The sequence below is a fragment of the Thioalkalivibrio nitratireducens DSM 14787 genome (genome assembly GCF_000321415.2).
GTDB classification, from domain to species: Bacteria; Pseudomonadota; Gammaproteobacteria; order Ectothiorhodospirales; family Ectothiorhodospiraceae; genus Thioalkalivibrio; species Thioalkalivibrio nitratireducens.
Map to the genome: position 1 here is coordinate 3,435,537 of NC_019902.2, position 20,330 is coordinate 3,455,866.

The following is a 20,330-nucleotide window of genomic DNA, read 5'->3' on the forward strand; positions in this document are numbered from 1 at the left end:
AGGGTCAGAGGGTATGAGCCTCCGAAAAATCACGAGCATCGCAGAGCTGCACAAGTACCTGCACGCTGCGCTTCAACTGGAACACGCCACGATTCCGCCCTACCTGACGGCGCTGTACTCCCTCTCTCCGGGAACCAACTCGGACGCAGCCCGCGTCCTGCGGGTGGTCATCGTGGAGGAAATGCTGCACCTCACACTCGCGGCGAACATGCTCAACGCGGTAGGTGGTTCACCCGAACTTACGAGGCCGGGCTTCGTGCCGCAATATCCGACACGGCTTCCGGACGGAGAGACCGACTTCGAGGTCGGTATCCAGGCGTTCTCCAGGGAAGCGCTGGAGACCTTTCTAAAGATCGAGCGCCCCGCCCGTTCGCCCGAAGAAGGCTCCGGGTTCGTGCGCCGCCCTCGCTCCGAAGGTGCGGTGCTGCCGACGTTCATGCACGACGACGACACCGAGATGCATTTCTATAGTATCGGCGAGTTCTATCACGAGATCGGCCGCGGGCTGAAATCCCTTCACGAGGAGATGAGCGCACGGGGCGAGAACCTGTTCTCCGGCGACCCCAGCCGGCAGATCACACCCGATTTCTACTACTCGGGCGGCGGAGAGATCATCCCGGTGGTGGACCTCGACTCGGCCCTCGAGGCGATCCGCCTGATCTCCGAACAGGGAGAGGGCATCGGCGGCGCGATTTACGACTACGAAGGCGAGATCTCGCATTACTACCGCTTTCAACAGCTCGTGCTCGGGCGCTACTACCAGAAGGGGGACGAGGCCGACCAGCCGAGCGGCGAGCCCATCGCCGTCGACTGGGGATCCGCCTACCCGGTCAAGCGCAATGCCCGTCTGGACGACTACCCCAGGAACTCCGAGCTGCATGCCGCCGCGGTGCGCTTCGGCACGGACTACCAGGCTCTTCTCGGAACGCTGACACAAGCGTTCAACGGCGAACCGGGGCTCCTCGAGGCCGCAGTGGGCGAAATGTTCCGCATCAAGGAATCCGCACTACAGTTGATCCGGAACCCGATTCCGGGGATGGACGGCGTCAACGCTGCACCCGTCTTCGACGTCCGGAGTTCGGAAGGGGGAGACCATGAGTAACGGCGCGGAGAACCTGCAGGACTTCCTTGCCTTCTCCTCTTTCGTGACCGGCTTCCCGCTGTTTCGACTCCGGGGAACCGGGCAGGCGGAGCCCTACCTGTCCACCGTCGTCAAAGTGGTGGGAGACGGCACTACCCGCGAACTGCTCAGCCGGTTCCGTGCCATTCAGACGGAGTCCGGCGACGATGTCACCGCGATGGAGGCGTCGTTGCGGGCCCGCATTCTCAGCGACGAACGGCTGGGGCCCATCGCACGCAACATCATCAAGCTCTGGTACATCGGCACCTGGTACCAGCTCCCTGCCGCGTGGCGGGATGCCTTCGGAGTGCTGGAGCACGACTCGACGTTCGTGGTCTCGCCGGCCGCGTACACCGAAGGGCTTCTCTGGCCCGCGGTCGGCGCGAATCCGCCGGGGGCAAAGGGTCCGGGATACGGGACCTGGGCCGAGCCGCCACGCTTTCCCGATGTCCCGTAACCAGGAAAAGGGCGTCCTATGAGCAACGAACCCGGAAATCTCCTTGAGTTCATGAACGATGGCACCCTCGGCGCGCCATTCTTCGAGAAGGTGACTCTCGCCAACCAACAGGACGACGGTTACTGGATCCAGGCCGTGGACATCAACGGCAATGGCAAGCTGGATCTGGTCACTTCGGGCCTGGCCGTGGGCCGGGTCGTCTGGTACGAGAACCCGACATGGAAGCGGCGGACCATCGCCGATTTCCCGTTGCCGGTCGCCATCGATACCGGCGACATCGCCGGCAACGGGCGCAACGATCTGGTGATCTCCCACAATTACGGCAACTGCATGTTCTGGTGCCGGCCGGAAGACGGCAAGATCTCCTGGCTCGAGAACCCCGGGCATTACGATGACGATGAGCTCTGGAAGGTGCACTTCGTCAGCGACCTGATGGCGGCGCATCGCCTGCAACTCGGGCATTTCACGCAAACCGAGCGGCTGGAGTTGATGGCCTTGCCGGTGGTCGGCTGCCAGCCCTATGGCAAGGGGGTCCATGAGCCGGTCGCGGTCACGATCTTCGACCGCCCGGATGACGTCCACTCCGCCCCCTCCTGGCGCGGCCGCATCATCGACAACGAGAGCTTTCGCATCATCCATGGCGTGGTCCGCGAGAAATTTGGCGGACGCTCCGGCGTCGGGCTCGACTCCGTGCTGCTGGCCAGCGAAGAGGGCATCAGCTGGTTTTACTACGACGTCGAACAGTCCCGATGGCAGACGATACCGTTCGGTGCGGGTGATCAGACCGGACAGGCGGGCACGTTCCGGGGGTGCGGGAACGTCGCCTATGGCCGCGTGGGGAACGATCCCTATGCCTACATCGCGACGATCGACCCCTTTCACGGCAACATCGTCACCGTCTACACGCGCAAACCCGGCCAGGCGCTGACCGATCATCCCTGGCGCCGAACCATCCTCGACACCTTCGGACCCTTCGACCCCGAGACTCAAGGGCCCGGCCACCACGTCGTGGCCGGCGACTTCGATGGCGACGGCGACGACGAGTTCCTGGTGGCGCTTCGGGGTCCGCTGCCCCATCAGGGTGTCTACTACTACAAGGCCATCGACGTCGAGCAAGGTCTGTTCGAGCGCTGGCGCGTCTCGTCCGCATCGGCTGCCCGCATCGCGGTCGGCGATTTCGACGGCGACGGACGTCTGGACTTCGCCACCACCGGCTATTACACCCCCGGCTACTACCTCTGCGACAACTCGCAGGTCAACATCTACCTGAACCGGTTCGCGAGCCTTTAGGCGATGCCCATCCGCTTCGGCCGCGAAGTCACCGGCAACCTGGGCACTGCCGAGTCGCGGGAGTGGCTGGTAACCAACGGCACGGGCGGCTACGCCTCGGGCACTGTGGCGGGATCGCTCACCCGTTCGTATCACGGCCTGCTGGTCGCGGCCGTGCGCCCCCCCGTGGACCGGCGCCTGATGCTGGTGAAGTTCGAAGAGACCGTAACCTATCGCGGCGGCACCCATGCTCTGAGCAGCAACCGGTGGGCGAGCGGCGACATCGCGCCGCACGGCTACCGGAACATGCAGTCCTTCGATCTTGAGGGCTCGGTCCCACGGTGGTGCTTCGCCTGCGCCGATGCCCTGATCGAAAAGCGCGTGTGGATGGAGCACGGAGCCAACACCACCTACGTGGCGTACACCGTGGTGGCGGCCGTGGAACCGGTACGACTGAGCACCGCGGCAATCGTGGACAACCGGGTGTTTCACAATACCGGGCAGGTCGCCTGGCCGGTCTCGGTCGAGGTCCTCGGCGATCGCGTGTGCGTGGTTTCGGGCGGACCCGACGCGCTGGCGCTGACGCTTGCAACGAACTCGGGGGCGATATCGGCCGCTTGCGAGATGTACCACGATTTCGCGCTCCCAGCAGAAGCGCTGCGCGGCCTGCGCGACTGCGACGACCACGTGCACGCCGCCACCTTCGAGGCCAGCATCGCCCCGGGCGAGACGCTCGTGTTGCTGGCCAGCGCCGAAGAATCGCCCACGCTCGACACTGGGGCCCTGGAGCGGCGCCGGGAACGCGATCGAATGCTACTGCAACGGTGGCGGAACGCCCGCGCCGGTGGCGCAGGCGAACCTGAACCGTGGGTCGAGCAGCTGGTGCTCGCCGCCGACCAGTTCGTCGTGGACCGGCCCTCTCCCGGGCGGCCCAACGGCAAGAGCGTGATCGCCGGGTATCACTGGTTCGGTGACTGGGGACGCGACACGATGATCAGCCTGCCGGGCCTGACGCTCGCGGCCGGACGTCCGGAGATCGCCGCTCCGATCCTCGAGACCTTCGCGCAGTTCGTCAGCGACGGCATGCTCCCCAACCGTTTCCCCGACGCAGGCGAACAGCCGGAGTACAACACGGTCGACGCGACGCTCTGGTACTTCGAGGCGGTACGTGCCTATCACGAGGCTACCGGCGACGATGCGCTGCTGCGCAGACTGTTGCCCACGCTGCGGGACATCGTCGACTGGCATGTGAAGGGTACGCGCTACGGCATCCGGGTGGACCCCGCCGACGGCCTGCTGCGCTGGCAGCACGATGGCGTGCAGCTGACGTGGATGGATGCGAAGGTCGGCGACCATGTGATCACGCCGCGCAGCGGAAAACCCGTTGAAGTCAACGCGCTCTGGTACAACGCCCTGTGTGCGATGGCCGATTTTGCCGAGCGGCTTGGCGAGGACGGCGCGGCCTACCGGGAGCGGGCCCGTGTGGCACTGGCCGGCTTCGATCGCTTCTGGAATCCCGATACGGGCCATTGTTTCGATGTACTCGATGGACCCGATGGGCACGAAGCCTGCCTGCGCCCCAATCAGATCCTGGCGGTGGCGCTCCACGCGTCCCCGCTACCGCCGGAGCGGCAGGGCCTGGTACTCGATGCCTGTGCCCGCACCCTGCTGACTTCGCATGGCCTGCGCTCCCTGGCAGTGTCGGAAACCGCCTACCAGGGAATCTATCAGGGCGACCAGTTCCATCGAGACGGCGCCTACCATCAGGGCACGGTCTGGGCCTGGCTGATCGGGCCTTTTGTCGATGCACACCTGCGGGTTCGCAAGGATCCCGCTGCGGCTCGGCGCCTGTTGCAGCCCTTCGGCGACCACCTGGGCAATGCCGGACTGGGCACCATCAGCGAGATTTTCGACGGGGACGCCCCGTTCGAGCCCAGAGGTTGCATCGCTCAGGCATGGAGTGTCGGCGAGGTTCTGCGCGCCCTGGTGCGCATCGAGCGCTTCGAGACGGCGCATGACCCGGTTTCCCAGCCACCACCGAAGGTCGACGCATGATGATGAAAGGGAAGGAAGCAGACCGTCTCCGCAGCAGCTATGCGGCCCGGCACCCCGAGAGCTGGCTGCGCTGGGGGCCGTATCTCTCCGAGCGCCAATGGGGCACGGTGCGCGAGGACTACAGCCCCGGTGGCAATGCCTGGGATTATTTCCCGCACGACCACGCGCGATCGCGCGCTTATCGCTGGGGCGAGGACGGTCTCGCCGGCATCTCGGACGATCAGCAGCGGCTGTGTTTTGCCCTGGCGCTCTGGAACGGCCGCGACCTTATCTTGAAGGAACGGCTGTTCGGCCTGACCAACTCCGAGGGCAACCACGGCGAAGACGTCAAGGAATACTATTTCTACCTCGACAATACGCCGACCCACAGCTACATGAAGTGGCTGTACAAGTACCCCCAGCAGGCGTTTCCCTACGAATGGCTGGTCGCAGAGAACGCACGACGCAAGCAGACCGACCCGGGAGCGATGGAGTTCGAGCTCATCGATACCGGGGTTTTCGCCGACGATCGGTACTTCGACGTCGAGGTCGAGTATGCCAAGGGAGCGGTCCAGGACATCCTGGTCAGGATCCGCGCAACCAATCGCGGCCCTGACCCCGCCACCCTGTACCTGCTGCCGACGTTGTGGTTCCGGAACACCTGGTCGTGGTATCTCGAGTCCATGCCGCCAAATCTCGCGGGGAAGAAGCCCGTCGATGGCGCTGGGATCTCCACAGTGCTCGCGACGCCTGCCCCCGGCGACGACAGCCTCGACCCGATGGCGCTCTATTGCCAGGGGACCGACGATCTCCTGTTCGCAAACAACGAGAGCAATGCCGCGCGGCTATGGGGCATGGCCGACAGTCCTCCCTATCCCAAGGACGGCATCAACGATCACATCGTGAACGGCAGTCCCACGGTCGATCCCACCCTGACCGGCACCAAGGCAGCGGCCGTGTACCGCCTGGAGATCGCGCCCGGTGCCACGCAGGAGATCCGGCTGCGCCTGTGCGATGACCTCGCAATGGCCGACCCGTTCGGTCCCGACTTCGACACCGTGCTGCGGACACGCTCGGCCGAAGCCGACGAGTTCCACACTGCCCTGCAGCCGCAGGACCTGAGCGAGGAACGCCGCGCCATTCAGCGCCAGGCGTACGCCGGCATGCTGTGGAGCAAGCAGTACTACCACTACATCGTCAAGGATTGGCTCAAGGGCGACCCGGCGGGCCCCGCGCCACCCGCGTCGCGCGAACGCAACCGCGAATGGGTCCACTTCCACGCCGACCATATCCTGTCGATGCCGGACAAGTGGGAGTATCCCTGGTTCGCTTCCTGGGACCTGTGCTTTCAGGCTGTGGTGTTTGCACGCCTCGACGCCGAGTTCGCCAAGGAGCAGCTGCTGATCCTTGCACGTGAATTCTTCATGTCCCCGAACGGCGCCATTCCAGCCTACGAGTGGTCGTTCAACGACGTCAATCCGCCGCTGCACGCCTGGGCGGCGCTGCGCATCTTCCACATCGACAAGCAGCAACGCGGCGGAGACGGCGACACCCGCTTTCTTGCCGACGTCTTCCGCTACTGCCTGATGTATTTCACCTGGTGGACGAATCGCAAGGATCCTTCCAACAGGAACCTGTTCGAGGGAGGGTTTCTGGGCCTTGACAACATCTCCGTGATCGATCGAAGCCACTTGGGCGAGCTGGAAGGGCAGCTGGGAAGACCGCTGGATCTCTATCAGTCCGATGGCACCAGCTGGATGGGCATGTTCAGCCTGAACGTGATGGAGATGGCCTTGATTCTGGCTGAACACGGCGCAACCGAATATGCCCGACTCGCGAGCAAGTTCTTCCAGCATTTCGTTTTCATCGCCGACGCGATGAACAGCATCGAGCGCCGTTCGCAAGGCCAGGTGTCGGTGTGGGACGACGAGGACGGCTTCTTCTATGATGTCCTGAAGGTCGGCGGAAACCCCGAGCAGTACCATACCCTGCGCCTGCGATCGCTGGTGGGGATCGTGGCGCTGTTCCCGGTGGCCGTCCTGGATCTCGATGCGATCGAGCCGACCAGCGCGAAGGGGCTCAAGGGGCGCATCGAGTGGTTCGTTGCGCAGCATCCCGAACTGCTCGACCAGGCGCTGACGACGCATGACTCGGGTGCCGAGCGCCATCTGCTCACCTTCGTCAAACCGGAACAGCTCCGGCGCGTGCTCACCCGCGTGTTCGACGAACTCGAGTTCCTCAGCCCTCACGGCATCCGGGGCATCTCGCGGGCCTATCGGGACAAACCGTTCAGCATGCAAATCGATGGGGTGACGCTCAGTGAGCGCTATGAACCGGCAGAGTCGTCGGTCGGTCTTTTTGGCGGCAATTCCAACTGGCGCGGACCAGTATGGTTCCCGATCAACTTTCTGCTGATCGACGCGCTACGGCGCTATCACGCGTTCTTCGGTGACAGCTTCCAGATCGAGTATCCCGCCCGCTCCGGCCGCAGATGCGACCTTCGGGAGATCGCCGACGATCTGGCCGAACGCCTGGTCGGAATCTTCGAACGGGGCACCGCTGGAAGACGTCCCGTCCACGGGGGCAACGAGATCTTCCAGGACGATCCCAACTGGCGCGACCTGTTCCTGTTCTACGAGTACTTTCATGGCGACAACGGGGCCGGCATTGGCGCCTCCCATCAGACCGGGTGGACGGGGCTGGCCGCAGAACTCCTCAGCAGCAAGGGCTGAAACATGGCAAACGACGCGAAGCTGGACCGGAACAAGATTTCATTCGGTGTCACCCCCACCCTGTGGTGGAACGACGATTTTCTGGATATCGATATCGGGATCCCGTTCGGCCAGTGCGTGAGCGAAATGGCGCTGGCGGGGTTCGAAGGCTGCAGTGTCGGCCACAAGTTCCCGACCGACGTCGAGGAACTCACGCGTGAGCTCGGCCTCCGGGGCCTGCGCGTTTCCGAACCCTGGACGAGCCTCTTCTTCACCTGCGAGGCCATGTATGAGCGGACGGTCGCGGAGTTCCGGCAGTCACTCGAGTTCATCAAGTCCGTGAACGGCAGCGCCATGGTCGTCGCCGAACTAGGGCACTCGGTGCACCAGCGCCCGGTGGCGCTGTTCGCCAACCGTCCCGTGTTCGACGACCGCCAGTGGGATACGCTCGCGTCGGGGCTCAACGAACTGGGCCGAATCGCCAGCACCGAGGGGATCCGGCTTTGCTACCACCATCACATGGGCACCGGTGTCCAGACGCGAGCCGAGGTGGACCGGTTGCTGGCGTCGACCGACCCGGAGCATGTCCATCTGCTTTTGGACACCGCGCACCTGCTGTTCTCGGGCGATGATCCGCTGAGTCTGGCCCGGGACCATGCGTCACGGATCGGACACCTGCACTTCAAGAATCTCAGGCAGCCCGTGCGGGACCGGGTGATCAGGGACCACCTCTCGTTCAAGGAGGCGATCCAGGAAGGCATCTTCACCGTCCCGGGCGATCCCAGTGGCTGCATCGACTTCCGACCCATCGTGCAGGTGCTTGCGGAGAACGACTACCAGGGCTGGCTGGTGGTCGAGGCCGAACAGGATCCCGCCAGGGCCGCGCCTCTGGAATACGCAAAGATGGCACGCGAGTACCTGCGCGAGGTGACGGGGCTGTGAACCTTTTCGCATTGCGCGACTCCGGGTGGTCGACATGCGCTGAGGCGACCGCCGTTCACGACCCGCTGCGATCGGTTCACGAAATCCCACCCGAGGAGGCGTCATGGCGCTGGTAACGAAGGATCTGTCGCTCGATCAGGCCCAATCGGCTATCGCGGCAGCAATCGGGAAGGCCACGGAACTCGGATGTCTGTCCGACATCGCCCTGGTCGACGCAGGGGCCAACCTGAAGGCCTTCGTGCGCATGGACGGCGCGCTGCTGGGCTCGATCGACGTCGCCCTGAAGAAAGCACGCACCGCGCGGCTGTTCAACCTGCCGTCAGGCACCATCGGCGAGCTTTCCAGGCCGGAGGGCCCGTTGTACGGCATCGAGCACTCCAATGGCGGGTTGGTCAGCTTTGGGGGCGGCATCCCGATCGCGGACGGCGACACCGTGATCGGCGCCATCGGTGTGTCGGGAGACTCGGTCGAGAATGACCAGGCCATCGCGCAAGCGGGCGCAGAAGCCATTCAGCGCCCCCCGCCTCGCTGACAACCCGTTCTCCGGTATGCCCGGCCGCCGCCTTTCTTGCCACGAGGCTGGGTTCCCAGATGCAGACTGCACCACGTGTGGGTGCCGCCCAAGACCCGCGTGCATTTGCCGCGGACCCGATTCCGCGATCGGCGCATGGGGTTGAGCGCATCACCGCCATTCGGACCCTGATCAACCCGGGGGATCGCGTGGACCCACCACCCCGCCCAGCACCTGTCCGTATACAGGCGTCGCGCGCGCCTGGCGCAGGGAATGCCGTTCGGCGTGCGGAGGCCGGGTTATCATTCGCTTCGCGCCACTGCGACTGCGGAACCGCTGGGAAGCCAGGAAATGCAAACACCAAGTTCAATCGATGTCGCGACCTCCCTGGCCGTGGAGCACGGCGAGGTTACATACACGACCATTGCCGGTCACCCGTACACCCTCGCGGCCGCCATGGCGTTTGCCGCCATCCACCTGCTTGCCCCGCATTGCCGCCGGCTGTTCGCCTCTTACGACCGGCATGCCTACTCATTGGCCGGCGGCATGGCGGTAGCGTATGCGATCCTGATCCTGCTGCCGGAGTTCGAATACATCCACGGTCAGGTCGGCAATATCGTCTACCCCATGGTGCTGGCGGGCCTGGTGGGCTTCTACGCCCTGGAGCTCTACCTGCTGCAGCGGCGCCCATCGGAGTCCCGGGGTTCTGATGCGTTCCGTATGGCATCCCTGCACATCGGGACGGTCTGGCTTTACACCTGGGGCATCATCTACGCGATGCCCGACCAGGTGCTGCAACACGGCGCCATGGTCTACTTTTCCGTGGCGGCAATCGGAATGCACCTGGTGTACAAGGACTACCTGATGAGCGTTCACCACGACGAGGCCTACCTGCACTGGGGGCGCTATCTACTCGCGAGTGCTCCTCTGATCGCCTGGGGCATGGGGCTGATGCTCGAACCGTCCGAGTTCGTCTCCGACCTGATCGTGGCCCTGCTGGCGGGCTACTTGCTGCAGAACGTGTTTCGTAACGAGATTCCCGACGACCGCGCTTCCTGCGTGCCGAGCTTCGTCCTGGGGGCAGTGCTATTCGGTGTTCCCGTTGCGTACGTACTTCACCTGCTGTGAGGCCGCGCCGCATTTCGGGGTGGTTCGGGCCGCTGCCGAGTCCGGACCCGGATAACCGTTCGATTCAATACGATACTGACCCTGGTCTCACGACGATTCCGGCGTTGAAGGGCCATTACCAGGCACTCGAAAAGCGCCGCGGCAAGACCTGGCGCAGCGCGTAGCTCATCAGTCCGTTCCTGTGGACGGCTCTTCGAGCGTTTCGTCGAGCCAGTCGTACACGACCGCATTGGACAGGGGATAGTTGCCCATCTGGCAATGCATGTCGGCCCCCTCCCGCGTTGCGAAGATTCGCGTGGTGACGGAACCCGACACCGATGCCGCAAACGCCTCGATCTGCCGCAGCGTTTCATCGCCCTCGCCCGCACCTCCGAGGGCCAGTGACGGGCAGGTGATGCGACTCAGATCCTCGACGCGGTACGCCTCCAGCGCGGCCATCCACTCGCTGAAACTGGCGACGCCGTAGCGGCGGCACACCGCCTTGAACGCGAGCTTGGTGGTGGTCGGCATGATGTCGTCCGGCACCTGGTCGATCTCCTCCAGGCGGAGGTCTCCGCCACCCTTGTCCATCCCGAACCCCGCTGACGCAAGGCCGGACAGGTAGGCGTGCATGTCGCTGATGGGCGCGTTGGCGATCAAGGCCTTGATGCGCCGGTCGTACGTGGCTGTACGGGTCACGAAGTAGCCGCCAAAACTGATTCCGTACAGTGCAAGGCGATCCGGGGCGATTTCGCGGCATGACAGGGCGAAATCGACGACGGCGCGGAGCGGCACTTCATAATCCGGCCTGAAGGTAAGATCGGGATACCGGCGCATGGTGCCGACCTGCCCGGGGCCTTCCGCAATCAGCACCGTGAACCCCCGCTGAACCGCGTCAAAGGCAGTCTCGAAATAAAGCTCCTCGGCCGTCCCGTCGAAGCCGGTCATACAGATCACCGCCTTGTTCGATCCGGAAACGCCGGGTGGCACAACGAGGTAGCCAGGCAGATCCGCACCCTCGAACGGGATATCCACGGCCTTGACGACGAATGGCAGATGCCGGGTTGCAGCAACGAAGGCATCCCTGCTCGCCAACCCCAGTCGCTGTGCTTCGGCGCCAAAGGGGTCCGAGAAATACTCCGCCGAGCGATAATAGTTCGCCGCCCGCAGCAGATGGTCGCGCGCTGACACGACGTGCCCCCTGGCCATCGCAAGATCCGCCTTTTCCATCAGATCGTCGGCAGTTGCCGCAAATGCCCCCGGCCACCGCGCGGGATCGTCATCGTCCATGCGGCTTCGCGCAGCCATGATCTCGCCGGGGCTGCCACCGCCGGAACTGCAAGCGCCAAGCACCCGCATCAACTGGAAATCCAATTCTCCTGAATGAAACCCGTGGATTCGCGTGGCGCCACGTTCAACGTTGCCCATATCCGTGTCTCCTCCGCCGATAACGACCCGGGATCCCCCGGCGCACTGCCCCCTCTTGATGGAACGAGACAGCCCGATTCCCGGGCCGCTCCGACACAACGGGCGCACCGCGACACGTTGCATCGGAGCCGGGAAATCGGACGATGGCCGAGCATGCTACGCCAACCCGGCCACGGCTCCAACAGTTGCGCTGAGTCGATCCGCGATCGTGAACCCCGCGCCCCACTGTACCTCTGCCGGTCCAATACCCGACCCCATGGATTCGTCGTGGCCCGGGGGCCAGCGCGCCATTTGTCGGTGCAACGGTGTGCTCATACACTTGTCTTCTTCCTTAACCCTTTGCTGACCGGCGCGCGCTGCTGCCGGATGAGGTTCGCGATGCTCGACCAATTGAGCGCCCTGGGCTGGGACCAAGATCAGTTCCTGCGCTTTCTCGACCTGGGAGGACCCGTGGTGGTAATCCTGCTCGGGATGTCGGCGTTCGCGCTGGCTGTCATCCTGACCAAGCTCGCGCATTTCTCCGGCCTGCGCATCGGGCAACAGCGCGGGGTCGAAAAGGCCCTGTCGCTGTACCGTGCCGGCCGCACCCGCGATGCGATCCGCCGCGCCGAACGCTCGCCCAACCCCGCCGCGCAGATGCTCGCGCGCGGCCTGAACGGCGTGCAGCGGGGCCTGCCGCAGGACACGATCCGGGAAGAGATGATTCGCTACGGCAACGCGGCACTGCAGGATTTGCGCAGCGGTCTGCGCCCGCTGGAAGTGATTGGCTCGTTGGCACCGCTGCTCGGGCTGTTCGGCACCGTGGTCGGGATGATCAAGGCCTTCCAGGCGCTGGAAAAGGCCGGCGCCCAGGTCGACGTCACCGTGCTCTCCGGCGGCATCTGGGAAGCCCTGCTGACAACCGCGGTCGGACTCGCTGTCGCGATCCCCGTCGTGGCGGTGCTGAACTGGCTGGAGGGCCGCGTCGAGCGCATCGGCCATCGGATGGACGACCTGGTTACCCGGCTGTTCACCGAGGAGTTGTTCACGGGGTCGGTACGCGCGAACGCCGATGACGACGATGCGCCGAGGCTCGGCAGCGATGCCCGCGCTCCAGGTTAGGCGCACGCGCCGCAGGGGGCTGATCAGCCTGACTCCGCTGATCGACGTCGTCTTCATCCTGCTGGTGTTCTTCATGCTCGCCTCGAGTTTCACGGACTGGCGCGCGATCGGGCTGACGGCGCCGACGACCGGGGCCGCGGGCGGATCGGTCGAGGGAGCGCTACTGGTCGAGATTCGTCCCGACGGGCTGCGCTTCGCCGGAGAGTTTCTGCCGCTGGACACGGTGGCCGAGCGCGTCGGCACGCGTGTCGCGCGGGCGCCGGAGACCACGGTGCTGGTGCGACCCACCCCCGGGGTCGATCTGCAACGCACGGTGACGGTGCTGGACCGGCTGGTGGCCGTGGGGACAGTGAACGTCTCGGTGATCCGGGATCCGGCGCGATGATCGGCGAGGGTCGATTCCTGAAGCTGCAGCGGCCCACCCCGGACCACGACGCCCGGGTGCTCCCGCTGATCAACATCGTGTTCCTGCTGCTGATCTTCTTCGTGGTCACCGGGCACATGAGCGCCTCGAGCCCGTTCGAGATGGAACCGGCGCAGTCGGCAGGCGCCGGCACGCCGCAGGCCGAAGACCTGACCGTGTTCATCGCGCGGGACGGCCGGCTCGCGGTAGCGGGCGGGCTGGTCGAACTGGGGGAACTGGAGACACGCATCCGCACCCGCATCGACGCGCAGGACACCGGCGAGCTGCGCGTCCATCTGCAGGCGGACGGCAGAACCGAGGCGACACGGGTGGTCGCGGTGATGGAGGCGCTGCGCGCGGCCGGGGTCGAACGCCTGGAACTGCTGACGCTGCCGCGGCGATGATGCGCCCGACCCGCGGACAGTGGGTGACAGGGGTTGCCGGGGCGCTGCTCCTGCACTTCGTGCTGGCGCTGTACCTGATGTCCTGGGGCAAACGGCCGGAACCGACCGCGGCACCCGCCGGCGCCCCTGCGGGCGTCGAGATCGCGCTGTTCCCGGGGTTCGGAAGCGCGGTGCAGGAGGTATCCCCCGCGGCCCCGGACCCGGTATCACCCGGGGCCGCGCCTGCCGGGGTATCCGACCTTCCAGCAGAACCCCTGCCCGCGCTGCCTGCCGAAACCGTCGCAGCGCTGCCGGCGCCGGCAGACCCCGCGGGCACCGCTGCCCCTGAGACCGCCGAACCGGTCGGCACCGAGAGCGTGGCCGCACTCGTCCCCGCGGAAATAGCCGCATCGCCCGACGCGGTCATCACCGCCGAAGCACTCGACGGGGTGCCCCCGGCCGAACCGCTGCCGGCCGTCGCGGCGACATCGCGGGCGGTGCCCGAACCGGTCGCGGCCCCGGTGGTCGCCCCCCTGCGCGCGACCGAACCGGCTGTGGAGGTGGGGCCTGCCGTGGAGGTGGGGCCTGCCGTGGAGGTCGAGACCGTTGGTCCAGCAGACACCGCTGTGCCGGACCGGCCCGCTGACGCGGTGGATCCGCTGCCGCCGGAGGCGGCGCCGGGAGCCGCGGATGCGATTCCCGTGGCCGAGGCAGTCGCAGCCGCGGAGCCCGTGGCCGCGATCGATCCGCTCGATGCCGTGGATCCCGTGGCTGCCGCCGAACCCGCGGCCGGCCCGGAGGTACCGGTGCCGGAGGCCGATCTGGAGGCGATCGCGCCCGCCACCGTGGCGGCTGCAACGCCGGGCGCCCCGCTGGAGGCGCCCGCCGGGCCGATCACCGTGGAAGCGGATGCTCCGGCGGTCGTGTTTGCCACTCCGGCTACGGTTGCGGACCTGTTGACCGATCCCGACACGGTCGTCGTGGCCGTGGATCCGGTGGCCGTGGATCCGGTGGCCGTGGCGCCGGTCGCCCCCGCCCCAACCGCGGCGGCAGAGGGCCCGGAACTGGTCAGTGCCGTCGGGCCCGAGGCTCTACCTTCGCCCGGCCCGCTGTCGGCTCCGGCCCCGGTGAACCTCGCCGAAGCGGATCCCGTGGCAGTGGCCCCCGGTGAGTTCGTTCCGGCCGTTGCGGCCCGGGTGCCAGCCACCGGGGCAGCCGTCCCGGTCCCGGACGTGGCGCCGGAGGCCGCGCTACCCCGGGAGGCAGAGGAGATCCCGGCGCCACGCGAGCCGGAACCCGTCCGCGTGACCGAGGTTCCGCCGATGCAGGTGGTCCAGGCGCGCGAGCCGGCCCCCGAACCGGCCCGGGAGCCCAGGACAGCCGTCACTCCGGATCCCGATCCGCCCGCCGCACCGCAAGCACCCGTGGCCGGGGCACAGCCCGGGCACCGGGAGCCGACACCGGAACGGGAGGAGGATCCTGGCCTGGCGCGCCCGGACCGCAACGACCTGCAGGAACGGACCGAGCCCGGGATCGTGGCCCGCGCCCCGGGAACTCCGGCGCCGGGAATCGAGGCGCGCTACCTTGCCGCGCTGCACGCGGCGCTGGAACGACACAAGGATTACCCCCGGATCGCGCAGCGACGGCGCGAGGAGGGCACCGTGCTGCTGCTGTTCACGGTGGACCGGCAAGGCTTTGTGCTGGATCATGCGATCATGCAAAGCTCGGGCCACAGGTCGCTGGACAACACGGTGGAGCACATGATTCGCCGCGCACAGCCGCTGCCGTGGATCCCTCCGGAAATGGGCGCGGACTGGGTGCGGGTGATCCTTCCGGTCCATTTCCAGCTGGAACGCTGATGCTGCCCCTGGAAGCGAGGATGCGCGGAATGACGCCGGACACCTTGCGCAGCGAGCCTGCAGTCGCCGGCTGCGCTCACCCGGGTCGAGCCCGGGCAACTCGGGGCAGACCGGCGTTGCCATCGCTTCGCAGGATCCCGCCACGAGCGCCGGCACGAGATCAAGCCATTCCCGTTCGTCAACTTCCATCGATCCCCAGGAGACCGTGATGCACCCTGCCCTTTCCTTGTTCCCGAACCGCGCCGGCACCGGCGTCGTGGCATTGCTGTTCCTCGCCACACTCTGGATGCTGCCGCTGTCGACTTCCCTGGCCGAGACCGGCCAGGCCGTGTCGGTGCAGTTGAACAAGCTCGAAACCGACAACGATTCCTGCCGCGCCTACTTGGTACTGGAGAACCGCAGCCCCGCTGCGTTCGAGAGCCTGCGCCTGGACGTGGTGATCTTCGACGGCGACGGTGTGATCGCGCGCCGGCTGGCGGTCGACGCGGCCCCGCTGCCCACGGGCAAGACCAGCGTCCGCGTGTTTCCGATCGCCGGGCTGGCCTGCGCCGACATCGGCCGCCTGCTGCTGAACGACGTCATCGCCTGTCAGGACGCCAGCGGTGAACGCCGTGACTGCCTGGAGCAGATGGAAACCGACAGCATTGCGGGCGTGCCGTTCATCAAGTGACCGACCTGGAGTCGGGCCGGCCGTTGCACGGCATGCGGACGCGACCTCCGAAGCCGGCCGGTTCGTTCCGGATCCGGCTCCGCGGGCGTGCCGCAGGCGCTTCCGACAGCCCCAGCGGCGCGGATCTTCCGGAACCCGCGCTGCCCGTTCCTGGCGCCGGTGGGCGATCGCGCATTTCGGCACAACCTGCGCAGCCGGCTCCAATGGCCAACGCCGTTCTGTCTGTCAACGCAAACTACGAAACCCGCGTCGGGGGCGACTCGCCCGGGGGAACGGGGGAATCGCGTATATCAGGTTCCGCCTTGCGATGGCACCGTGCATCATCGGAACCTCGGAAGCACGGGCACGGGAGAACGCGGATGAACGATACGGGACCGGCGGCTGCCACCCCCGGCGCACGCCTGCGCGCCGCGCTGGACCAGGAGCGGCCGCTGCAGGTGATGGGCGCGGTCAACGCCTACCACGCGTTGCTCGCGGAGCAGACTGGCTACCGGGCACTCTACCTTTCCGGGGGCGGCGTCGCGGCTGGCTCGCTCGGGCTGCCAGACCTCGGCATGAGCACGCTCCACGACGTGCTGGAGGATGTGCGCCGCATCACCTACGCGACGGACCGGCCGCTGCTGGTCGACGCCGACACCGGCTTCGGTTCCAGCACCTTCAGTATCGCCCGCACGGTACGTGAACTGGTCCGGGCCGACGCCGCCGGCTGCCATATCGAAGACCAGGTGCAGGCGAAGCGCTGCGGGCACCGCCCCGGCAAGGCGATCGTCACGCAACGGGAAATGGCCGACCGCATCAAGGCTTGCGCCGATGCCCGGGATCGCGACTTCGTGATCATGGCCCGCACCGACGCACTGGCCGTCGAGGGTATCGACGCCGCGATCGAACGTGCCATCGCCTGCGTCGAGGTCGGCGCGGACATGATCTTTCCCGAGGCGGTGTACGAACTCGAGCAGTACCGGCGCTTCGTGGATGCGGTCGGGGTGCCGGTGCTCGCGAACGTCACCGAGTTCGGCAGGACGCCGCTGTTCACCACTCGGGAACTCGGGAATGCCGGTGTCCGCCTGGTGCTCTACCCGCTGTCCGCGTTCCGGGCGATGAACCAGGCGGCGCTGCGGGTCTACGAGGCGATCCGCCGCGACGGCACGCAGCGGGGCGTGCTGGAGCTGATGCAGACGCGCGAACAGCTTTACGTGCACCTGGGCTATCACTCCTACGAGGCGCAACTGGACCGGCTCTTTCGCCGGCAGGAGGGGGAGGCAGATGACTGACACGGGAAATGCGGGAGGCGCACTGCGGGCGAAGAAGTCGGTGGCGTTGTCCGGCGCCGTCGCCGGCAATACCGCGATCTGCACCGTCGGCCGCACCGGCAACGACCTGCACTACCGCGGCTACGACATCCTCGATTTCGCCGACGAAGCGCAGTTCGAGGAGATCGCGCACCTGCTGATCCACGGCAGCCTGCCGAACCGGGCGGAACTGGCTGCCTACAAGGAGCGCCTGCACGGCCTGCGCGGCCTGCCCGCCGCGATGCGCGTCGTGCTGGAGCGGATCCCGGCGTCCACCCACCCGATGGACGTGATGCGCACCGCGGTGTCGATGCTCGGCACGCTCGAACCCGAGAAGGAGGACAGGAACGCGGCCGGCGCCCGCGCGATCGGCGACCGGCTGCTCGCCTGCCTCGGCCCGGCGCTGCTCTACTGGTACCACTACGCCCACAACGGCCGGCGCATCGATGTGGCGACCGACGCCGACAGCGTCGGCGGTCATTTTCTGCGCCTGTCACACGCCCGCGCACCATCGGCGATCCAGGTACGGGCGATGCACACCTCGCTGAACCTGTACGCGGAACACGAGTTCAACGCGTCCACGTTCACCGCGCGGGTGGTTGCGGGCACGCACTCCGACATCTACTCGGCGATCACCGGTGCGATCGGCGCGCTGCGGGGGCCCAGGCACGGCGGCGCGAACGAGGCGGCATGCGCGATCCAATTGCGCTACCGGAGCGCGGACGAGGCCGAGGCCGACATCCGCGAGCGCGTAGCGCGCAAGGAGATCATCTTCGGCTTTGGCCATCCGGTGTACACGATCGGCGATCCGCGCAACGCGGTGATCAAGGCGGTGGCGCGCCGCCTTTCCGAGGCGCGGGGGCTGAACAGCATGTACTCGGTTGCCGACCGGATCGAGTCCGTGATGTGGGACCTGAAAAAGATGTTCCCGAATCTCGACTGGTTCTCGGCGGTGGCCTACCACATGCTGGGCATCCCAACCGCGCTTTTCACGCCGCTCTTCGTGATCGCCCGCACCACCGGCTGGGTCGCCCATGTGATCGAACAGCGCGAGGACGGCAAGATCATTCGGCCCGGCGCGAACTACACCGGACCGGAAGACCTGCGATGGGTACCCATCGACCAGCGCTGACCCGGAAACCACGGTCCATGACATCCGCCCCGCCTACCGAACGCTGCGTACCGGGATCCGCTGCATGGACAGCGGATGTCGTGCCTGCGGCACAACCTACGGCTACCGCGGCCGTGGCAATCCCAGCCTTGGCACCAGGAGTAGATGCGTGAGCCAGCACATCGCCGACGCAAACGTCCGTCCGGACGCCGACCCGGAACTGCAGGCCGTCGCCGACTACGTGCACGGCTACCATGTCGATTCCCCCGAGGCGCTGGACACCGCGCGCCATTGCCTGATGGATTCCCTCGGCTGCGCACTGCTGGCGCTGCAGCACCCGGAGTGCACCCGGCACCTCGGCCCGGTGGTGCCCGGTACCGTCGTCCCGAACGGCGCGCGCGTGCCGGGGACGCAGTTCCAGCTCGACCCGATCCAGGCGGCCTTCGACCTCGGCGCGATGGTGCGCTGGCTCGATTTCAACGACACCTGGCTCGCCGCCGAGTGGGGACATCCGTCGGACAACCTCGGGACCATCCTGGCGCTGGCCGACCACCTCGGCCGCCAGGCAGCGGCAGCGGGCCAGGCGGCGATGACCGCGGGTGACGTGCTGCGCTACATGGTCAAGGCCTACGAAATCCAGGGCGTGCTGGCGCTGGAAAACAGCTTCAACCGGGTGGGGCTGGACCACGTGGTGCTGGTCAAGGTCGCCTCCGCCGCCGTAGCTGCGCACATGCTCGGAGGCACCCGCGAGCAGGTGCTCGACGCGGTTTCGCAAAGCTGGGTGGACGGCCAGGCACTGCGCACCTACCGCCACGCGCCGAACACCGGATCGCGCAAGTCCTGGGCGGCCGGCGACGCTTGTGCCCGCGCGGTGCGGCTGGCGCTGATGGTGATGAACGGCGAGATGGGGCTGCAGAGCGTACTCACGGCGCCGCGCTGGGGCTTCTACGACGTGCTGTTCAATGGCGAGCGGTTCCACTTCCAGCGCGAATACGGCAGCTACGTGATCGAAAACATCCTGTTCAAAATCCGTTTTCCGGCCGAGTTCCACGCGCAGACGGCGGTGGAATGCGCGCTGCAACTGCACCCGCAGGTGAAGCAACGGATCGACGCGATCGAGCGCGTCGAGCTGACCACCCAGGAATCGGCGCTGCGCATCATCAGCAAGGACGGGCCGTTGCACAACCCGGCGGACCGCGACCACTGCCTGCAGTACATGGTCGCGGTGCCGCTGATCTACGGCGAGCTGACCGCGCACCACTATCAGGATGAAGTCGCCGCCGACCCGCGCATCGACGCGCTGCGGGAGAAGATGCGCGTGACCGAGGATCCGCGCTACTCGAGCGAGTACCACGACCCCGACCGGCGTTCGATTGCCAACGCGGTGCAGGTCTTCTTCGCGGACGGATCGTGTACGGAAAAGGTCGAGATCGAATACCCGATCGGCCACCGGCGGCGAAGAACCGAAGGAATCCCGATGCTGGAACGGAAGTTTCGGGACGCGCTGCACACGCGCTTTCCGGCGAACCGGTCCCAGCGGATATTCGATTTGTGCAAGGACGCGGATCGACTGGCAGCAACGCCGGTACACGAGTTCATGGACCTGTTCGTCATCTGATTGCCATGCCGCGCGCCCGCCATCCCCCACCGTGAAGGATTCTCGTGGGTTGTGCCGATGCAGGACGCACAACGACCCACGCCAGCCCAGCCTCACTCAGACCGCATGTCATCGCCAGCGCCCGCGACATTGTGCCTGCGGCACGACGTACAGCAGCGGGCTGATCCTCCGGTCGAGGGCGGGTGCAGGCGCGAGCGCACCCGAACCGGGCCCCCAGTGTACGTGCCTGGGTCCAGGTGCCTGCGGTGCGGGTCGATGGATTTTTTCGCGGCGCGGCGCGTCCTACTGAGTTACGTACTTGGGTTTCGGGAACCGGG

At 66.5% G+C, this 20,330-nt stretch carries 17 protein-coding genes; 16 read left to right on the plus strand and 1 reads right to left on the minus strand.

Annotated elements, in window-relative coordinates; all coding sequences use genetic code 11:
• The first annotated feature begins 13 nt into the window (after positions 1 to 13).
• The 8 genes from TVNIR_RS15730 to TVNIR_RS15765 all read left to right on the plus strand — a co-directional run bounded on the left by TVNIR_RS15730 (position 14) and on the right by TVNIR_RS15765 (position 10,172).
• Positions 14 to 1,102: a ferritin-like domain-containing protein gene (locus tag TVNIR_RS15730; RefSeq protein WP_015260059.1), complete on the plus strand. Its 1,089-nt coding sequence runs from the start codon at positions 14 to 16 to the stop codon at positions 1,100 to 1,102.
• On the plus strand, positions 1,095 to 1,577 hold the full coding sequence (locus TVNIR_RS15735; protein WP_015260060.1) for a hypothetical protein: 483 nt from the start codon (positions 1,095 to 1,097) through the stop codon (positions 1,575 to 1,577). The genes TVNIR_RS15730 and TVNIR_RS15735 overlap by 8 nt, the downstream gene beginning before the upstream one ends.
• Before the next feature lie 18 nt (positions 1,578 to 1,595).
• Entirely contained in the window at positions 1,596 to 2,867 is a 1,272-nt protein-coding gene (locus tag TVNIR_RS15740) for an FG-GAP and VCBS repeat-containing protein (protein WP_015260061.1), read from the plus strand.
• Positions 2,868 to 2,870: 3 nt separating this feature from the next.
• The gene (locus TVNIR_RS15745) at positions 2,871 to 4,901 is read left to right on the plus strand and encodes an amylo-alpha-1,6-glucosidase (RefSeq protein WP_015260062.1); all 2,031 of its coding nucleotides are present in this window, start codon (positions 2,871 to 2,873) and stop codon (positions 4,899 to 4,901) included.
• Positions 4,898 to 7,612, plus strand: a complete 2,715-nt coding sequence (locus TVNIR_RS15750; RefSeq protein ID WP_015260063.1) for an MGH1-like glycoside hydrolase domain-containing protein — start codon at positions 4,898 to 4,900, stop codon at positions 7,610 to 7,612. The genes TVNIR_RS15745 and TVNIR_RS15750 overlap by 4 nt, the downstream gene beginning before the upstream one ends.
• Before the next feature lie 3 nt (positions 7,613 to 7,615).
• Positions 7,616 to 8,533, plus strand: coding sequence for a myo-inosose-2 dehydratase (iolE, locus tag TVNIR_RS15755; protein ID WP_015260064.1), 918 nt, complete (start codon positions 7,616 to 7,618; stop codon positions 8,531 to 8,533).
• Positions 8,534 to 8,636: 103 nt separating this feature from the next.
• Positions 8,637 to 9,065: a GlcG/HbpS family heme-binding protein gene (locus TVNIR_RS15760; protein WP_015260065.1), complete on the plus strand. Its 429-nt coding sequence runs from the start codon at positions 8,637 to 8,639 to the stop codon at positions 9,063 to 9,065.
• Between the two features lie 330 nt (positions 9,066 to 9,395).
• Positions 9,396 to 10,172 carry a hypothetical protein gene (locus tag TVNIR_RS15765; protein ID WP_083499484.1) on the plus strand — a complete coding sequence of 259 codons (777 nt, stop codon included), beginning with the start codon at positions 9,396 to 9,398 and terminating at the stop codon, positions 10,170 to 10,172.
• A 168-nt stretch (positions 10,173 to 10,340) separates the two neighbouring features.
• On the opposite strand, the gene TVNIR_RS15770 is transcribed toward TVNIR_RS15765, so the two are convergent.
• On the minus strand, positions 10,341 to 11,579 hold the full coding sequence (locus TVNIR_RS15770; protein ID WP_015260068.1) for an alpha/beta hydrolase family protein: 1,239 nt from the start codon (positions 11,577 to 11,579) through the stop codon (positions 10,341 to 10,343).
• Positions 11,580 to 11,957: 378 nt separating this feature from the next.
• Here TVNIR_RS15770 and TVNIR_RS15775 point away from each other — a divergent pair, with 378 nt between their 5' ends.
• The 8 genes from TVNIR_RS15775 to TVNIR_RS15810 all read left to right on the plus strand — a co-directional run bounded on the left by TVNIR_RS15775 (position 11,958) and on the right by TVNIR_RS15810 (position 20,013).
• Positions 11,958 to 12,680 (plus strand): MotA/TolQ/ExbB proton channel family protein, encoded by a 723-nt coding sequence (locus TVNIR_RS15775; protein WP_015260070.1) that lies wholly within the window; start codon positions 11,958 to 11,960, stop codon positions 12,678 to 12,680.
• A complete protein-coding gene (locus tag TVNIR_RS15780) occupies positions 12,661 to 13,065 on the plus strand; it encodes an ExbD/TolR family protein (RefSeq protein ID WP_015260071.1) in 405 nt (134 codons plus the stop codon). The genes TVNIR_RS15775 and TVNIR_RS15780 overlap by 20 nt, the downstream gene beginning before the upstream one ends.
• Positions 13,062 to 13,487, plus strand: a complete 426-nt coding sequence (locus TVNIR_RS15785) for an ExbD/TolR family protein (protein ID WP_015260072.1) — start codon at positions 13,062 to 13,064, stop codon at positions 13,485 to 13,487. Before TVNIR_RS15780 ends, TVNIR_RS15785 begins: the two co-directional genes overlap by 4 nt.
• 23 nt (positions 13,488 to 13,510) lie before the next feature.
• A complete protein-coding gene (locus TVNIR_RS15790; protein WP_237251659.1) occupies positions 13,511 to 15,325 on the plus strand; it encodes an energy transducer TonB in 1,815 nt (604 codons plus the stop codon).
• A gap of 208 nt (positions 15,326 to 15,533) precedes the next feature.
• A complete protein-coding gene (locus TVNIR_RS15795) occupies positions 15,534 to 15,995 on the plus strand; it encodes a hypothetical protein (protein WP_015260074.1) in 462 nt (153 codons plus the stop codon).
• 359 nt (positions 15,996 to 16,354) lie between these two features.
• Entirely contained in the window at positions 16,355 to 17,266 is a 912-nt protein-coding gene (gene prpB / locus TVNIR_RS15800; protein ID WP_015260075.1) for a methylisocitrate lyase, read from the plus strand.
• Positions 17,259 to 18,416 (plus strand): bifunctional 2-methylcitrate synthase/citrate synthase, encoded by a 1,158-nt coding sequence (gene prpC, locus TVNIR_RS15805; RefSeq protein WP_015260076.1) that lies wholly within the window; start codon positions 17,259 to 17,261, stop codon positions 18,414 to 18,416. Before prpB ends, prpC begins: the two co-directional genes overlap by 8 nt.
• A gap of 148 nt (positions 18,417 to 18,564) precedes the next feature.
• Positions 18,565 to 20,013, plus strand: a complete 1,449-nt coding sequence (locus TVNIR_RS15810; RefSeq protein WP_015260077.1) for a bifunctional 2-methylcitrate dehydratase/aconitate hydratase — start codon at positions 18,565 to 18,567, stop codon at positions 20,011 to 20,013.
• The last annotated feature ends 317 nt before the right edge of the window (positions 20,014 to 20,330 follow it).

What these genes read in the sequence shown, in the direction of transcription:
- TVNIR_RS15730 (WP_015260059.1), top strand. Translation starts at nt 14, where the DNA reads ATGAGCCTCCGAAAAATCACGAGCATCGCAGAGCTGCACAAGTACCTG.
- TVNIR_RS15735 (WP_015260060.1), top strand. Translation starts at nt 1,095, where the DNA reads ATGAGTAACGGCGCGGAGAACCTGCAGGACTTCCTTGCCTTCTCCTCT.
- TVNIR_RS15740 (WP_015260061.1), top strand. Translation starts at nt 1,596, where the DNA reads ATGAGCAACGAACCCGGAAATCTCCTTGAGTTCATGAACGATGGCACC.
- TVNIR_RS15745 (WP_015260062.1), top strand. Translation starts at nt 2,871, where the DNA reads ATGCCCATCCGCTTCGGCCGCGAAGTCACCGGCAACCTGGGCACTGCC.
- TVNIR_RS15750 (WP_015260063.1), top strand. Translation starts at nt 4,898, where the DNA reads ATGATGATGAAAGGGAAGGAAGCAGACCGTCTCCGCAGCAGCTATGCG.
- iolE (WP_015260064.1), top strand. Translation starts at nt 7,616, where the DNA reads ATGGCAAACGACGCGAAGCTGGACCGGAACAAGATTTCATTCGGTGTC.
- TVNIR_RS15760 (WP_015260065.1), top strand. Translation starts at nt 8,637, where the DNA reads ATGGCGCTGGTAACGAAGGATCTGTCGCTCGATCAGGCCCAATCGGCT.
- TVNIR_RS15765 (WP_083499484.1), top strand. Translation starts at nt 9,396, where the DNA reads ATGCAAACACCAAGTTCAATCGATGTCGCGACCTCCCTGGCCGTGGAG.
- TVNIR_RS15770 (WP_015260068.1), bottom strand. Translation starts at nt 11,579, where the DNA reads ATGGGCAACGTTGAACGTGGCGCCACGCGAATCCACGGGTTTCATTCA.
- TVNIR_RS15775 (WP_015260070.1), top strand. Translation starts at nt 11,958, where the DNA reads ATGCTCGACCAATTGAGCGCCCTGGGCTGGGACCAAGATCAGTTCCTG.
- TVNIR_RS15780 (WP_015260071.1), top strand. Translation starts at nt 12,661, where the DNA reads ATGCCCGCGCTCCAGGTTAGGCGCACGCGCCGCAGGGGGCTGATCAGC.
- TVNIR_RS15785 (WP_015260072.1), top strand. Translation starts at nt 13,062, where the DNA reads ATGATCGGCGAGGGTCGATTCCTGAAGCTGCAGCGGCCCACCCCGGAC.
- TVNIR_RS15795 (WP_015260074.1), top strand. Translation starts at nt 15,534, where the DNA reads ATGCACCCTGCCCTTTCCTTGTTCCCGAACCGCGCCGGCACCGGCGTC.
- prpB (WP_015260075.1), top strand. Translation starts at nt 16,355, where the DNA reads ATGAACGATACGGGACCGGCGGCTGCCACCCCCGGCGCACGCCTGCGC.
- prpC (WP_015260076.1), top strand. Translation starts at nt 17,259, where the DNA reads ATGACTGACACGGGAAATGCGGGAGGCGCACTGCGGGCGAAGAAGTCG.